General features: G+C 63.4%; 17 protein-coding genes. 5 read left to right on the top strand and 12 right to left on the bottom strand.

The annotated features are described in order from the left end of the window. On the bottom strand, nucleotides 1-1,401 hold the full coding sequence (locus tag AC0L3O_RS25970; RefSeq protein ID WP_473616976.1) for an Ig-like domain-containing protein: 1,401 nt from the start codon (nucleotides 1,399-1,401) through the stop codon (nucleotides 1-3). Between the two features lie 164 nt (nucleotides 1,402-1,565). Here AC0L3O_RS25970 and AC0L3O_RS25965 point away from each other — a divergent pair, with 164 nt between their 5' ends. Next, nucleotides 1,566-2,177 carry an LOG family protein gene (locus AC0L3O_RS25965; protein ID WP_027152697.1) on the top strand — a complete coding sequence of 204 codons (612 nt, stop codon included), beginning with the start codon at nucleotides 1,566-1,568 and terminating at the stop codon, nucleotides 2,175-2,177. Between the two features lie 94 nt (nucleotides 2,178-2,271). On the opposite strand, the gene AC0L3O_RS25960 is transcribed toward AC0L3O_RS25965, so the two are convergent. After that, a complete protein-coding gene (locus tag AC0L3O_RS25960) occupies nucleotides 2,272-3,603 on the bottom strand; it encodes a PQQ-dependent sugar dehydrogenase (RefSeq protein ID WP_473535274.1) in 1,332 nt (443 codons plus the stop codon). 205 nt (nucleotides 3,604-3,808) lie between these two features. Here AC0L3O_RS25960 and AC0L3O_RS25955 point away from each other — a divergent pair, with 205 nt between their 5' ends. Then, nucleotides 3,809-4,810: a transporter gene (locus AC0L3O_RS25955; RefSeq protein WP_473616975.1), complete on the top strand. Its 1,002-nt coding sequence runs from the start codon at nucleotides 3,809-3,811 to the stop codon at nucleotides 4,808-4,810. Between the two features lie 9 nt (nucleotides 4,811-4,819). On the opposite strand, the gene AC0L3O_RS25950 is transcribed toward AC0L3O_RS25955, so the two are convergent. The 9 genes from AC0L3O_RS25950 to cysS form a co-directional block, all read right to left on the bottom strand. Then, nucleotides 4,820-5,506, bottom strand: a complete 687-nt coding sequence (locus AC0L3O_RS25950; protein ID WP_023800734.1) for a glutathione S-transferase family protein — start codon at nucleotides 5,504-5,506, stop codon at nucleotides 4,820-4,822. Between the two features lie 14 nt (nucleotides 5,507-5,520). After that, nucleotides 5,521-6,441 carry an EamA family transporter RarD gene (gene rarD / locus AC0L3O_RS25945; RefSeq protein ID WP_473535272.1) on the bottom strand — a complete coding sequence of 307 codons (921 nt, stop codon included), beginning with the start codon at nucleotides 6,439-6,441 and terminating at the stop codon, nucleotides 5,521-5,523. Nucleotides 6,442-6,524: 83 nt separating this feature from the next. Next, the gene (gene cimA / locus AC0L3O_RS25940; protein ID WP_473535271.1) at nucleotides 6,525-8,141 is read right to left on the bottom strand and encodes a citramalate synthase; all 1,617 of its coding nucleotides are present in this window, start codon (nucleotides 8,139-8,141) and stop codon (nucleotides 6,525-6,527) included. Nucleotides 8,142-8,143: 2 nt separating this feature from the next. Then, on the bottom strand, nucleotides 8,144-9,100 hold the full coding sequence (gene pip / locus AC0L3O_RS25935; protein WP_473535270.1) for a prolyl aminopeptidase: 957 nt from the start codon (nucleotides 9,098-9,100) through the stop codon (nucleotides 8,144-8,146). Continuing rightward, nucleotides 9,097-9,573, bottom strand: coding sequence for a GFA family protein (locus AC0L3O_RS25930; RefSeq protein ID WP_023800738.1), 477 nt, complete (start codon nucleotides 9,571-9,573; stop codon nucleotides 9,097-9,099). Before AC0L3O_RS25930 ends, pip begins: the two co-directional genes overlap by 4 nt. Beyond that, complete coding sequence (locus AC0L3O_RS25925; RefSeq protein ID WP_473535269.1) at nucleotides 9,570-10,061, bottom strand: GFA family protein; 492 nt, start codon at nucleotides 10,059-10,061, stop codon at nucleotides 9,570-9,572. The genes AC0L3O_RS25930 and AC0L3O_RS25925 overlap by 4 nt, the downstream gene beginning before the upstream one ends. Nucleotides 10,062-10,065: 4 nt before the next feature. Beyond that, nucleotides 10,066-10,452, bottom strand: coding sequence for a VOC family protein (locus AC0L3O_RS25920; RefSeq protein ID WP_473535268.1), 387 nt, complete (start codon nucleotides 10,450-10,452; stop codon nucleotides 10,066-10,068). Beyond that, a complete protein-coding gene (locus AC0L3O_RS25915) occupies nucleotides 10,449-10,856 on the bottom strand; it encodes an endonuclease domain-containing protein (protein ID WP_419696593.1) in 408 nt (135 codons plus the stop codon). The genes AC0L3O_RS25920 and AC0L3O_RS25915 overlap by 4 nt, the downstream gene beginning before the upstream one ends. Before the next feature lie 178 nt (nucleotides 10,857-11,034). After that, complete coding sequence (gene cysS / locus AC0L3O_RS25910) at nucleotides 11,035-12,504, bottom strand: cysteine--tRNA ligase (RefSeq protein ID WP_473535267.1); 1,470 nt, start codon at nucleotides 12,502-12,504, stop codon at nucleotides 11,035-11,037. A gap of 389 nt (nucleotides 12,505-12,893) precedes the next feature. Here cysS and AC0L3O_RS25905 point away from each other — a divergent pair, with 389 nt between their 5' ends. Continuing rightward, on the top strand, nucleotides 12,894-13,049 hold the full coding sequence (locus AC0L3O_RS25905; RefSeq protein WP_023800743.1) for a hypothetical protein: 156 nt from the start codon (nucleotides 12,894-12,896) through the stop codon (nucleotides 13,047-13,049). Nucleotides 13,050-13,128: 79 nt separating this feature from the next. Here the strand turns inward: AC0L3O_RS25905 and AC0L3O_RS25900 are convergent, their stop codons facing one another. Further along, complete coding sequence (locus tag AC0L3O_RS25900; protein ID WP_473535266.1) at nucleotides 13,129-13,902, bottom strand: SOS response-associated peptidase; 774 nt, start codon at nucleotides 13,900-13,902, stop codon at nucleotides 13,129-13,131. A gap of 124 nt (nucleotides 13,903-14,026) precedes the next feature. Here AC0L3O_RS25900 and AC0L3O_RS25895 point away from each other — a divergent pair, with 124 nt between their 5' ends. Continuing rightward, the gene (locus tag AC0L3O_RS25895) at nucleotides 14,027-14,446 is read left to right on the top strand and encodes an NUDIX hydrolase (protein ID WP_473535265.1); all 420 of its coding nucleotides are present in this window, start codon (nucleotides 14,027-14,029) and stop codon (nucleotides 14,444-14,446) included. 48 nt (nucleotides 14,447-14,494) lie between these two features. Continuing rightward, on the top strand, nucleotides 14,495-14,872 hold the full coding sequence (locus tag AC0L3O_RS25890) for a TIGR02301 family protein (protein ID WP_027152710.1): 378 nt from the start codon (nucleotides 14,495-14,497) through the stop codon (nucleotides 14,870-14,872). Nucleotides 14,873-14,951: the final 79 nt, after the last annotated feature.

The following is a 14,951-nucleotide window of genomic DNA, read 5'->3' as shown; positions in this document are numbered from 1 at the left end:
CTAGTTGGCCTTTGCCGGGGCCATCTGGTCGCCCATCGCCTTGAGGTTGGCGGCTTCGCCTTCCTGCGATTTTCCGGGGACCTTGAACACCTGCCCCGGCCAGATGCGGTCGGGATTCCTGATCTGATCCTGATTGGCGAGGTAGATGGTCGAGTAGCGAACGCCTTGGCCGTAGACGCGCCGCGAAATCCGCCACAGCGTATCGCGGCGGCGGATGATAACGGCGCTGTCGGCGTGTTCGAGCTTCGGCGCCGCGGTCTCGGGCACTCCGGTCGGGGGCGTCGCAGCCGCCACATCGGCTGGCGCCTCGGTCGCGGGCGCCGCAGGCGTGGTTGCCGGCGCGGCCGGCTTTGCCTCGGCAGGCGCCACGGCGGCGATCGACTCGCCCGGCTCGCGCTCGAACGGCACGGCGGCACGGGCCACCACCTTGACCCCGTCGGCATCGAGCGCATCGACGTGGATCGTATAGGTGCCGACCGGAACGTTGCGCGTCGCCTCGACCAGGAAATGACCGTCGGGCGAAGTCTTCGCGTCGCCGAGCAAGATATCGTTGGCATAGGCGCGCACCTTGCGGCCGGGGTCGGCGAGCCCGGCGACGAAGATCTTGTTGCCGTCGATCTCGATCGCTTCGACGACGACCTTTGGCCCTGCAGCTAGTGTCGCCGGTGCGGCCGGCCCGCCCGGAGCGGGCGCGGGGGCGGCGTCGACGGTGGCCGGCGCCGTGGCAGCCGGTGCGGCTGGTGCTGCGGCAGCGGGGTCCCCGGCAGCGGAGTCCTCGGAAGCCGGGGCGGCCGCCTTGTCGCCGGCAGGCGGCGATTCAGGCTTTGTCTCGGGTGAAGGAACGGTGAGCAATTCGGAGGCCTTGCCAGGCTCCTCGATCATCGCCAGCACCTGGCCAGCAGGACTCTTGGGAATCGAGACGATAGCCGTCTGCGCCGAGGGGGTCACGACATTGCCGGTCATCGAGCGCAGCGCGATCGTGTAATCGCCGGGTTTCAGCGCATCGTCGAGAACGATGGCAAAAGCGCCATCGGCACCGGCGACCGTCGAGCCGAGAACCGTCGAACCGTTGAGAATCTCGACCTTGGCGTTGGGTGCGGCTTTGCCGGCGACGACAATAGAGCCCTTGATCTCGACCCGAACGATGTCGAAAGTCGGCGCAATCGCATCGGCCGCCGCCGGCGCTGCCGGTGCCATCGCACCAGCGGCAGGCGCCGGCGGCGGCGGTGCATCGGTCACTGCTTCGGCCGGCGTCTCCACCGGCGGCGTCAGCGATGCCACTTCCGCCGGCGGCGTGCGAGTGAGATACGGATCGAGCGCGCCCGACACATAGGCGGTTCCCGCCGCGGCGACGGAGCCGCCGACGACGAACAAAAACGCCTTCAAAGGATTAATTGCCATATTTCCCTGCCCTTAGCCACCTAATGCGGTCTAGCCTGTTTTGCCCAAGGCGACAAGAACAAGGGGGACCGCCAAGAAAAAGGGCCGATACGAATAAACGGGGCCGACAAGAAAAAACCCGCCCGGGCTTGACCGCGAATAAAGACCCAATCACCAATCATCTCATGAACACGATTCGATCCATCTGCGTCTATTGCGGCTCGTCTCCGGGCCGCGATGTAACCTATGCCAAGGCCGGACACCTGCTTGGGCGTTCGATCGCCAAGTCCGGCCTGCGTCTGATCTATGGCGGCGGCACCAGGGGCATCATGGGAGCCGTCGCCGAGGGCGCAATGCGGGCCGGCGGCAAGGTGACGGGGATCATTCCGCGCTTCCTGATCAACAGGGAGGCCACCGAAACCGCGCTTGACAGACTTGACGAGCTCGTCATCACCGAAAACATGCACGAGCGCAAACATACGATGTTCGAGAAATCCGACGCGTTTGTGGCGCTTCCGGGCGGCATCGGCACGGTCGAGGAAATCATCGAGATCATGACCTGGGGCCAGCTCGGCCATCATCGCAAGCCGATCGTCTTCGGCAACGTTGGAGGATTCTGGGACCCGATGCTGGCGCTGCTCGACCATATGATGGCCGAAGGCTTCATCCACACCGCGCAGCGGGTCAGGCCGCTGGTGGTCGACGATCCGGAAGCGATCGTCGCTGCCATCATGGTCGCGGGATCGTCGGTCGACGCACCGACCGAAGGCGTGCAGTCGGTGATCGACAAGCTTTAGGGTATAGGGGAGTATGTAGTGCATGCCGCGCTCATGAGGCGCTGCCCTACTGCCCTACTGCCCTACTGCCCTACTGCCCTACTGCCCTACTGCCCTACTGCCCTACTGCCCTACTGACCCGCCAGATGACATTGCCGACATCGTCGGCGACTAGCAGTGCGCCGCTCTGATCGATAGCAACGCCGACCGGACGGCCCATCGCCCTGCCGTCACGCCCGACGAAGCCAGCGAGCACATCTTTCGGGGGACCGCTCGGTTTACCACCGCGGAACGGCACGAAGATCACCTTGTAACCGCTGAGCACACTTCTGTTCCACGAGCCGTGCTGACCAACGAACGCGCCGTTGCCGTAGGCTGGGCCGAGCGACGCCCCTTTGGAGAAGGTCAGTCCCAGCGAGGCGGTATGGGAACCCAGCGCGTAGTCGGGCTTGACCGCCCTAGCCACGAGACCGGGGCGCTGCGGCTTGACGCGTTCGTCGACGTTCTGTCCGAAATAGCTGTAGGGCCAGCCGTAAAAAGCGCCGTCACGAACCGAGGTCATATAGTCCGGCACAAGATCGTCGCCGATCTCGTCACGCTCGTTCACGGCGACCCAAAGCTTGCCGGTTTCAGGGTTCCAGGAGAGCCCGTTCGGGTTGCGCAGCCCTGACGCGAAGACCCGGGTACGGCGGGTCGACCGGTCCACTTCAAGGACGGCGGCGCGGTTCTTCTCCGCGGCCATGCCGTTTTCTCCAACGTTACTGTTGGAGCCGACGGTGACATAGAGCTTGCGTCCATCCGGACTTGCGATCACATCCTTGGTCCAATGATGGTTGAGATCTCCGGCCGGTAAGTCGACGATCTTTTCCGGCGGCGTTGTGGCTCGGGTCTGGCCATTGGAGTAGGGGAAAGCGACAAGCGCGTCGGTATTCGCTACATAGAGAATGCCTTTGGACAGCGTCATACCAAAGGGAGAATTGAGGCCTTCTGCGAACGTCCTGCGCACATCCGCAATGCCGTCGCCATTGGTGTCGCGCAGGAGCGTGATGCGGTTGGCGCTTTTGGTCGCGGCCCCGGCGCGCTTCATAGCGAGGTCCATAAAGACCTTTCTAAGGCTGAAGCCTTCGTCATGCTTGGCAGGGGCATTGGTTTCGGCAACCAGCACGTCCCCGTTCGGAAGCACGTGCAGCCAGCGCGGATGGTCGAAGCCGGTGGCGTAGGGGTTCACCGTCAGCCCGTTCGCCGGGGTCGGCATACCACCTTTCTGCCAGCCTTTCGCCTCGGCGATGTTGACGGTCGGGATCAGCGTCGGTCTTGGTTTCGGTAAGGTTGGGTTGGGGCCATAGCCGATTATTGCCCCCGTTTTCTGCGCCGAAAAGCCAGCGCAGCCGGCAATGACGGCTCCCAATACCGCTATGAGTAGGCTTCGTGGGAAGCCGGCATGCATCGGACGTCCTCCGCATGGATTGCGTCGTGCTCTTTACGCAAACGCGAGTCAACGACGTATTATTCCAAACTGGCTCCAAACAACGGCGTTGGTACGCCGCCTCGGATGACCGTCAAAACAGTCACACGAAAACGGTTCGCCCGTGCTAATAATCACAGTCTAGGTCGCCGCCACGCGGCGTATTCGAGAGACTGGCGACGCGATCATGAACATCCCTCTCAATCCAGACGGCAGCGATCTGTCGCCTTACCTGCCGGACGAGCACGGGCTGTTCTTCGTCTATCACTTCGCCGCCGAAGGCACGAGAACCAAAGACGCGACCACCACACACTGGACATGGCGCAGCTACCAGGTTTCCGACATGCGCGCGCGCCACGAGATCGCCACCGAGCCGGCTTTGCCGCCGCCGGTGCGCGATGCCTTCCTGTCGGCCGGCCATGGCTGCCATATCGACCTCGAGGGCGACTGGCTGTACGGCGATTTGCCGGACCTGCGCCACGACTATTCGGCGGAGGCGCGCGGGCTTGGCCATTTCCGCTTCGCCTTCAACGACACGATGCTGATCGGCGGCCGCAAGCAACCGCTGCAATCGGTCGACAAAATCCGCAAGGCGATCGACAACGGATCGCGAAAGTTCCGCTCTCCGGCCGAACTGATCGAGGCTGTCATGGGCCAGTCGCTCGACGGCATGACGACGGAACTCGCTGGCCTTGGCGACACGCTCGATGGCATCGAGGACCGCATCGTCTGCGATGCATGGCACAATGAGCGGCAGGCGCTGGTCGATGCGCGCCGGCAACTGGTGGTGATCCATCGGCAGATGGCGACGCTGACCAGCCTGTTCCGCCATCTCGACCATTCGCATCGCAATGACCTGCCGGACGCAATCAACGACATGGCGGCACGGCTTTCGCACCGCGCCCATACGTTGCATCATGACGGCGAGCAATTGCAGGCCCGCGCCCGGCTCTTGCAGGACGAGCTGATGGCCAAGCTGACGACGCAGTCGAACCAGTTGCTTTACATGCTGTCGGTGATGACCGCGGTGCTGTTGCCGATGACGATCGTCTCAGGCCTGTTCGGCATGAATGTCGGCGGGCTGCCGCTGGTCGACACGCCGGTGGGCTTTTGGGTGGCGTCGGCGATATCGCTCGCCGTCGCGGTGGTCGTCTATCTGTTCGTCAGGCGGCTGGGGCGCGGGATGTAGCGGCAACCGTTACAAGGTCGCGCGAAAATCCTCGATGACAGTGCCGGCAGCGCGCACCTCCGCTTCGTGGTTCGGCTCGCGCCACTCCTCTGCAAGGGCTGCCGCGTACCATTCGCGCATCGCCGGCAGAGCCAGCAATCGCGCCGGATAGGTGGCAGCCGCGCCCTCGAAGGACAGTCCGTAGGACTGAACCCTAAACGCCACCGGGGCAAAGAAGGCGTCAACGGCAGTGAAGCGATCGCCAGCCAGGAACGGTCCGCCGAAGCGGCGAAGCCCGTCGTCCCAGAGATCGCCGAGGCGAAAAAGGTCGTGCTTCAGCGCATCCGACATCGGCACCGGCGCGACGCGGACACCGCAGTTCATCGGACAGGAGCCGCGCAAGGCGGTGAAGCTCGAATGCATTTCGGCCGCTGCCGACCGCGCCCAGGCTCGCGCCTTCGGCTCGGCAGGCCAGACGCCAGCGTGGCGCTCGGCCAGATATTCGGTGATGCCGAGCGAATCCCAGACTGCCCAGCCGTCGTCAATCAGGCACGGTACGAGGCCGCTGGGCGAGAACGGCCGGTAGAGGCTCCAACTCGATCCGGTCGGAAACGGTGTCAGCCGCTCCTCGAAGGCGACGTCCAATGTCCGCATCAGCACCCATGGCCGCAGCGACCACGAGGAATAATTCTTGTTTGCTATGTGCAGCACGTACATCGAAAATCCTCGCTCTAACGCATTGCCGGCCGGATCTCGCGACCGCGGAACATCGACCAGGAATAGATCGCCAGCGCCGCCCAGATCAGGCCGAAGGCGATGGCCTGGGTGCTGCCGAAGGGTTCGCCGAAAATCAGCACGGCGATCAGGAACACAATGGTCGGCGCGATATACTGCATGATGCCGATGGTGGAGAGACGCAGCAGCTTGGCCCCGAAGCCAAACAGCAGCAGCGGTATGGCGGTGACCGGGCCGCAGCCGATCAGCAGTGCGGTATCGTTCAGGGAACTGGAGACGAAATGGTCCTGCCCGGTGACGATGAGGAAGATGATGTAGCCGAGCGCCGGCACCGACAGCAAAAGCACTTCAAGCAAGAAACCCTGGCTGGGACCGATCGGCAGCGTCTTGCGGAAGAAGGCGTAGGCGGCGAAGGAAAACGCCAGCACCAGCGACACCCAAGGCAGCTTGCCGGCGTCGATCGTCAGCACCGCGACCGCGATGGCCGCCAGCACCACCGCCGCGATTTGCAGCCGGTCGAGCCGTTCGCTGAGCAGCAGCGCGCCGACGACGACGCTGACAAGCGGGTTGATGTAGTAGCCAAGCGCGGTCTCGATGGTACGGTCGACCGCGATGGCCCAGACATAGATGCCCCAGTTGACCGAAATCAGCGCCGCCGTCAGCGCCGCCAGGGAAATAATGCGCGGCGAACGCAACGCCGCTTTGAAATCCGCCGTGCGGCCGGCCCAGATCAAAACTGCCGCCGCGATCGGCACCGACCAGACGATGCGGTGCGCGATGACTTCGGCCAGTGGCAGATGTGCAACCGCCTTCATATAGAAGGGCAGCAACCCCCACAGGAGATAGGCGCCCAGCGCCAGCAGGAATCCACGCCGGGCCTTTGAGTCTGCTTCGAGCTGAATTGCGTCCGTGGCCATGGCCCAACGCTATGCGCCAGCCGCCGGGCCAAGACCATCGCAAAGTTCTGATGGATCAATGGACTTTCGCTGATGGTTCAGTCCTACTCCGCCGCGACCAGCCCGGCCATCTCGCGGTTCTTCATCAGCTTGTAGACGATCGAATCCATCAGCGCCTGGAATGAAGCGTCGATGATGTTTTCTGAGACGCCGACCGTCCACCAGCGGGCGCCGGTTGCATCGTGCGATTCGATCAGCACGCGAGTGATCGCCTCGGTACCGCCATTGAGGATACGCACCTTGAAGTCGGCGAGCTCGAGGTCGGCGATCTCGTTCTGAAATTTTCCAAGATCCTTGCGCAGCGCGATGTCGAGCGCGTTGACCGGGCCGTGCCCTTCCGCCACCGACATCTTCTCCTCGCCATCGACCAGCACCTTGACGATCGCCTCTGAGACCGTCTTCAGCTGGCCATTGGCGTCGAAGCGGCGCTCGACCATGCAGCGGAACGAGGTGACGCTGAAGAATTCCGGCAGGCCATGCAGCATCTTGCGCGCCAGCAGCTCGAAGCTGGCATCGGCGCCTTCATAGGCATAGCCCTCGGCCTCGCGCCCCTTGACCACTGATATCAGCGCGTCCAGCCGGTGGTCGTCTTTCGGCATTTCGATGCCGCGCCGTTTCAACTCGGCGAGGAAATTGGCCTTGCCGCCTTGGTCCGAGACCATGACCCGGCGGCGGTTGCCGACCGCTTCCGGCGGCACATGCTCGTAAGTGGCCGGCTCCTTGGCCAGCGCCGAGGCATGGATGCCGGCCTTGGTGGCGAAGGCGGAAGCGCCGACATAGGGCGCCTGCGCTTCCGGCGCGCGGTTCAGCAATTCGTCGAAGGCGCGGGACAGGCGCGATATGCCGGCCAACGCTTCGGCCGAGATGCCTGTCTCGAAGCGGCTGGAAAAGGCCGGCTTCAGCGCCAGCGTCGGCACGATCGAGATCAGATTGGCGTTGCCGCAGCGCTCGCCGATGCCGTTCAGCGTGCCCTGGACCTGGCGCGCGCCGGCCTCGACGGCGGCCAGCGAATTTGCCACCGCCTGGCCGGTGTCGTCATGGGCATGGATGCCGAGATGGTCCCCCGGTATGCCTGCCTCGATGATCTTCTCGACGATGGCGCGCACTTCCGACGGCTGCGTGCCGCCATTGGTGTCGCACAGCACCACCCAGCGCGCGCCGGCGTCGTAAGCGGTCCTGGCGCAAGCCAGCGCATAATCGGGATTGGCCTTGAAGCCGTCGAAGAAATGCTCGCAGTCGACCAATGCTTCCTTGGCCGAGCCAATCGCCGCTTCGACTGACGCCTTGATCGCCTCGAGGTTTTCCTCGTTGGTGCAGCCCAGCGCAACGCGGACATGGTAGTCCCAGCTCTTGGCGACAAAGCAGATGGCGTCCGACTTCGACTGGACCAATGCGGCAAGGCCTGGATCGTTCGAAGCCGACACCCCTGCCCGCTTGGTCATGCCGAAGGCGACGAATTTGGCGGTTGCCGTGCGGTGCTTGGCAAAGAAGGCGGTGTCGGTCGGGTTGGCACCGGGATAGCCGCCTTCGATATAGTCGACGCCGAACGCGTCAAGCAGCCCGGCGATGGCGATCTTGTCCTCGACCGAAAAGTCGATGCCCGGCGTCTGCTGGCCATCGCGCAGTGTGGTGTCGAAGAGATAGAGGCGCTCGCGGCCCATGATCATTTCCCCGCAAACTTATCCGTCGCCCGGATCAGCCGGTCGAGGATGCCCGGCTCCGAATAGGCATGGCCGGCGCCCTCGACCAGATGGAAGTCCGCCTTGGGCCACGCCTTGTGCAGCGCCCAGGCATAGCGCGCCGGGCACGGCATGTCGTAGCGGCCATGGACGATGGTGCCGGGGATGTCCTTCAACTTGAAGGCATCACGCAGCAGCTGCCCTTCCTCAAGCCAGCCAGCATAGACGAAATAATGGTTCTCGATGCGGGCGAAGGCGACGGCGTAATCGTCTTCGCCAAACCGGCTGCTGGTTTCCGGATCGGGCAACAGCGTGATCGTCTCGCCTTCCCACAGGCTCCAGGCCCGGGCGGCCTCGACCTGTGCCTTGCGGTCGCTGCCGACCAGCCGCTTGCGATAGGCGGCCATCATGTCGCCGCGCTCGGCCTCAGGGATCGGCGCCAGGAAGCGCTCCCATTTGTCGGGAAACATTTCCGAGACGCCGAACTGATAATACCATTCGAGCTCCGCGCGCGTCAGTGTGTAGATGCCGCGCACGACCAGTTCGCTGACCCGCTCGGGGTGCGTCTCGGCATAAGCCAGCGCCAGGGTCGAGCCCCACGAGCCGCCGAACACCAGCCATTTGTCGAAGCTGCACATGTCGCGCAGGCGCTCGATGTCGGCGACCAGATGCCAGGTAGTGTTGGCCTCGAGCGAGGCGTTGGGCGTCGACTTCCCGCAGCCGCGCTGGTCGAACAGGATGACATCGTAAAGCTTCGGATCGAACAGCCGTCGGTGCTTTGGCGAAATGGTGCCGCCCGGTCCGCCATGCAGGAACACGGCCGGCTTGGCGCCCCTGGTGCCGGAACGCTCCCAATAGACCTGATGGCCATCGCCGACATCGAGCATGCCTGAGTCGAAGGCCTCGATCTCCGGATAGAGGCTGCGCAGGTCATTGCTCATAATTTCAGGCCCTGCTGCGGCCAATTGGCCGTCTCGTGATCCGGATGCTGGAAGGAGATGATCGATTCCTGCCGGGTGTAGTAGTCAGGATCGTCATGGACCGGCGCGTCGAAGATCTTCTCCACCCAAGGCAGCCGGGCGGCATAGTTGATCTGGATCTGCGGTGCGAGGTCGGAGCGATCGTCAAAGGCGCCGATGGCGATCTCAAGCCCGCCAGGCTGCCTGTAGGTCAACGGCGTGCCGCAGCGGCTGCAAAAGCCGCGATCGATGTTGACCGACGACTGGAAATAGCTCGGCTCCTCGCGCACCCATTCGACACCGTCCTTCGGCACCGTCACCAGCGCGCCGAAGAAGGAACCGAACTGTTTCTGGCACATGCGGCAATGGCAGATGGAAGGGCGTCCAAGCGCCCCACGAATGCGGAAACGCACGGCGCCGCACTGGCAGCCGCCGGTTCGAACGGTTTCGGTCATGATCTTTCCTCCGGCGGCCATTGTTCGGTGTCGTGGTCGGGGTGCTGGTAAGAAACGAGATCGGCGAGATAGGAGGACGACGAAACATCGGCCATCGTCTCCTCGCCAGGCAATTCGTGGATGTGATCGACATAGGAGAGTTTTGCTTCGGTGCCCCACTGGATGGTCGGCGCGATCTCCTCCGCATGGTCGAAGGCCGCGATGGCGAGTGCGATGCCGTCGGGCGCCTCGAAAGTCAGCGGCGTGCCGCAATCGGCGCAAAAACCGCGCCAGGCGGCGTTGGAGGAACGAAAGCGCTTGGGCGCGCCGCGCGTCCAGTCGAGTTTTGCGCCACGCACCGACACCAGCGGCAGGTAGAAATTGCCGCTTGCTTTCTGGCACATGCGACAATGACAGACGGAGGCGTCGCCCAGCGCGCCTTCGACACGGAAACGCACGGCGCCGCACTGGCAGCCGCCTGTGTAGACCGGTCTGTTATCCAGGCTCATCACTTCACTCCGGGGCATGGCAGACGGCTTCGACATTGTTGCCGTCGGGGTCGAAGACAAAGGCGCCATAGTAGTTCGCGTGATAGTGCGGACGAAGGCCCGGCCCACCATTATCCTTGCCGCCGGCGGCGATGGCGGCGGCGTGGAAGGCATCGACTTCAGCGCGGCTGCGCGCGGTGAAGGCGACATGCTGGCGGTCCTTCGGCTTGTCCTTGCCTTGATGCAGCCAGAACACCGGCCGGTCGCGGCCATAGCCGCCGACCATAGCGGCACCGGTGTATTCCTGCGGCACCATGTAGAGCAGCGAGGCACCGAGCGGCGCCATCGCCCTGTCGTAGAAAGCTTTCGACACGTCGAAATCGGAAACGGTGATGCCAAGATGGTCGATCATGGAACTACCTCCCTCGCTGCTTCGCCGGCCGGCATTTCGGCAGCGGCCAGGCCGGCTTCGATGACAATGTGCTGGCAGACGTTGTCGATGTCGCGAATGACGTCGTCGTTCCAGAAACGCAGGATGGTCCAGCCCAGCGCCTCTAGCTTCGCGCTTCTTGCCAGATCGGATGCCGAAGGTTCAGACCGGGCATGCTGGGAGCCGTCCAGTTCGACAATCAGCTTTTTGGCGGGGCAGGCGAAATCGACGATATAGTGGGCGATAGGCATCTGCCGCCTGAAGGCTAGTCCCATCAGCCTGTGCGCTCTAATCTCATTCCAAAGCTTCAGCTCGGGTTCGGTCATAGCGCTGCGCATCTTGCGCGCATTGCTGCGGTTGTTGGCGGGTACTGGGAAATGCGTCATCGCGGTTCGCCCCCCTCTGTCCTGCCGGACATCTCCCCCTCAAGGGGGGAGATTGGACGGCACTTCGGCTTTCGCCAATCGCCGTCGTTGGTGATTGGGCGCTTCCGGCGAAGCTGCCAATCTCCCCGCTTGAGGGGGAGATGTCCGGCAGGACAGAGGGGGGTGCCTCGCGCCACCTTCACCGCTTTACCTCCCAGTTGGTGCTGCGGGTGCCGGTGGCGGGGTCCTTGCCGTCCTTCAGTTGCACGCCTTGCGCCAGAAGCTCGTCGCGAATGCGGTCGGCCTGGGCCCAGTTCTTGGCGGCGATCAGTTCCAGGCGCCTGGCGATGGCCCTGGCGATGGCATCTTCATCAACCTTGGCCGGCGCAACGTCGAAGCCGAGGAACGACAGTGCCGCCTTCAGCGAAGCGGTAGCATGGTTGCCCGCGGCGGCGTTGCCGCCACCGGCAGCATTGGAATCCACAGCCTCGCCGGCCAGTTGCGTCAGCACCTGGAACGCGGAATAGGTTGCGAGATCGTCCGACAAGGCTTCCACCACTTCGACCGGCAATTGCTTGGCCGCCGCCGGTGCCAGGTCCGCCGCCCGCTTCCATTTGCGCAGCGTATTTTCCGCCTCTTCCAGCTTGCGCACGGAAAAGTCGATCGGCTCGCGATAATGCGTCATCAGCATCGCCAGCCTGAGCACCTCGCCCGGCCACTTGCGGCCACCAAAGGTCTCCGTCTCCAGCAACTCGTTGATCGAGTGGAAGTTGCCCAGGCTCTTGGACATTTTCTGCCCCTCGACCTGCAGAAAGCCGTTGTGCATCCACACCTTGGCCAACACCTCGGTGCCATGGGCGCAGCGCGACTGTGCAATTTCATTCTCGTGGTGCGGGAAGATCAGGTCGAGCCCGCCGCCATGAATGTCGAAGACCTCGCCGAGATAGGCGGCCGACATCGCCGAGCACTCGATGTGCCAGCCCGGCCGGCCCCTGCCCCACGGGCTGTCCCAGCCCGGCTCTTCCGGCGAGGACAGCTTCCACAGCACGAAATCGCCAGGGCTCTTCTTATGCGGATCGACGGCGACGCGAGCGCCGGCCTGCTGTTCGTCGAGATTGCGTTTCGACAATTGGCCGTAGTCCGGCATCGAGGCCGTGTCGAACAGAACTTCGCCTGCCGCAACATAGGCATGGCCGCGTTCGATCAAGCGTTGAATCAAGGAGATCATGTCGACTTTGCCATCTGCGCGCGGCTCGACGAATTCAGTGGCCCGCGGCTCGACCGTAGGTTGCAGGCAGCCGAGCGTCGCCACATCCTTGTGGAACTGGTCAGCGGTCTTTTCGGTGACCCGCCGGATCGCCTCGTTCAGCGACAGCTTTCCCGATGCAATCTCGGTGCCGAAATCGCGCAGCGCGCGGTCGTTGATCTTGTCGTCGACATCCGTGATGTTGCGCACATAGGTGACGTGCGCTTGCCCGTAGAGATGGCGCAGCAGACGAAACAGCACGTCGAAGACGATCACCGGTCGCGCGTTGCCGATATGGGCAAAGTCGTAGACCGTCGGGCCGCAGACATACATGCGCACATTGCGCGGATCGATCGGGAAGAAATCCTCCTTGGTCCGCGTCAGCGTGTTGTAGAGGCGCAGGCCCTTCGATGCGTCAGACATTCGTGCCTTCCCGGTGCGTTACTTTTTGGTTGGGGCAACTTGCGCCGAGACGCAAATCAGCCACCAGCCTGCTGGCCGGGGCGTTTGTCCACTCTAGAAGGAAGATAGGCGAAAACGTCCGGACCAGCGCGAAGCTAGCCAATAATGCAGATGCCACAAATGGCGAAAGACGTTCTCATGAGCGGCTTTATCGCCTCAGCCAGTGTTGCCGTCAAGTCGCAACTTTCGGCAAAAGAGCCGCTGGATCACAGGTAATGACGCGGTGAAACATTTTATTAAACATCTCGGCACAGTCATGAAACATTCACCGGCTAGATCAGCAGATGTCACGATTTGGTCGGATTCGACCAGCAAACGCGGACACGAAGACGTTACCAGGGAAGAGAAAAATGCCTCGAGCCAAGCAGGACTCCAGCAGCGCCAAGCAACCGGCGCTCGCCAGTCAATACCGGGCGATCGGCCCGGCCGCGATCGTCGCCGCCCTTCTCCACACAGCGAAGAAGAAGAAGCCGGTGCAGAAGATCACCTCGCCGCGCGCTGCCTGATGTGACGTGCGGCCGGCGGGTTCGCCAGGAAATGGCAGCGCCGGCAATGAAGGCGCTGAAGCGCCCCAGAAAATAGCAGCTACTGCTGAAACAAGCTCATCTGACTGTCGTCGGCGCCCGGCTTCCGGCGCCTGGCCTTCTCGAACTCCGGCCACCTTTCCTGAATCTCCGGCCCGGTGTTGGCGACCTTGTTGACGAGGTCGGAAACCGGGACGGCCTCGAAGAAATCGAGTTGTGCCGGTTTGAGCAGGTCGGCCACGTCGCGCGGCTCGAGCGTGCGGCAATCCAGCCAGCGGGCGAAATCCTGCGTGTCTATCACCACCGGCATGCGGTCGTGGATATGGGCAATGTCGGCATTGGCGTTGACGGTCAGGATGGCGCCGGTGTCCATCTCCGAGCCGCCCGGCTCGGCATAGGTCTCGATCAGTCCGGCGAAGGCGACAAGCCCGCCATGCTTCGGCCGCACCCAATAGGGCTGTCCCCGCTTGCCGCCTGATTGACGCCATTCGTAGAAGCCTGAAGCCGGCACCAAAGCGCGGCGGTGGCGCATGGCGGCGCGAAACGAGGCCTTTTGCGCGGCTCCCTCCGAGCGCGCGTTGAACAGCAAAGGAAACTCACGCGTGTCCTTCACCCACGCCGGGATCAGCCCCCAGCGCACCAGCATCCGCTGCCGGTCTTGCAGGTTCGAGTCTGGCAGGTTCGAGCCTGGCGCTCGCGGCAAGCCTGCAATCGCCATCAGCACCGGCTGCGTCGGTGCGATGTTGTAGCGGGGCGGGAAATCCTCCAGTTCTGGCAGACCGAGAAAAGCGGCGGCCCGGTCCGGCGTGGCGGTCAAGGCGAAGCGTCCGCACATAAGCTGAAACTCGTTGGATTGGTCGGTTGTGAAGGTGGGGATGGAACCGGCGTTGCGCAACCGCTAATGCTTGCTCTCGCCGACCGGTCCACAACCGGCTGCGGCAAATGGCGATCGGAGATCCATGGACGAGATGCGCAAAATACGCCCGGCTGTATCGGTCGCCATTGTCCGCGGCGACACGGTGCTGCTGGTCAAGCGGGCGCGGCAGCCTTCGCAAGGATTCTACGCGTTTCCAGGCGGCAAGGTCGAGGCCGGCGAAACGCTGGAACAAGCCGCGCAGCGCGAATTGCTGGAGGAAACCGGGTTGCATGCGCACAACTACCGCCGCCTTCGGGAAATCCACATCGACGGCGGCAGCGACGGGCACCCGGTCGACTATCTGCTGACGGTATTCGGCGCCACCTATGCCGGCGGCGAGCCCGTGGCCAGCGACGACGCCGAGACCGCCGCCTTCTATACACTCAGCGAAATGACGGCGCTGCCGATTGCCGCTTCGGTGTTTGCTGTTGCCGACGAATTGCTCAGGAATACAGGCGCGTAACCTCCAAAATCGCCTTGCAGGCGACAAATTGTTTGGCCACATAGATTTATGATCCGCGCATCGGTTTTCCTTGCAGCTTGCCTCGCCGCCAGTACGGCAATCGGGGCGCGGCCGGCCATGGCCGCCGAGTCGCCGTTCGAGCCGGGGCTGATGCGGCTGGCCGAGGTGCTTGGGTCGCTGCATTTCCTGCGTAATCTGTGCGGGGAGAAGGGCGACCAATGGCGGGTCGAGATGGAGAAGCTGATTGCTTCGGAAAACCCGAACCCGGAGCGGCGCGCCCGCTTCATCGCCAGCTTCAACCGCGGCTACCGCTCCTTTGGCGGCACCTATACACAGTGTACCGCCTCGGCGACCGAAGCCATCAGCCGCTACATGAAGGAAGGCGAGACGCTGTCGCGCGACATCGCCTCGCGCTACGGCAACTGAGCCTGGCTCCCCCTGCTTGTGTCCCGGCCCGCTTGTGTCCCGGCCCGCTTGTGTCTGGTGGCGTCTTGGTGCAATTGTT

This window comes from Mesorhizobium sp. WSM4810 (assembly GCF_055811235.1).
Note: the sequence above shows the minus strand (reverse complement) of the source record. Positions and strands in the feature narration are given on the sequence as shown.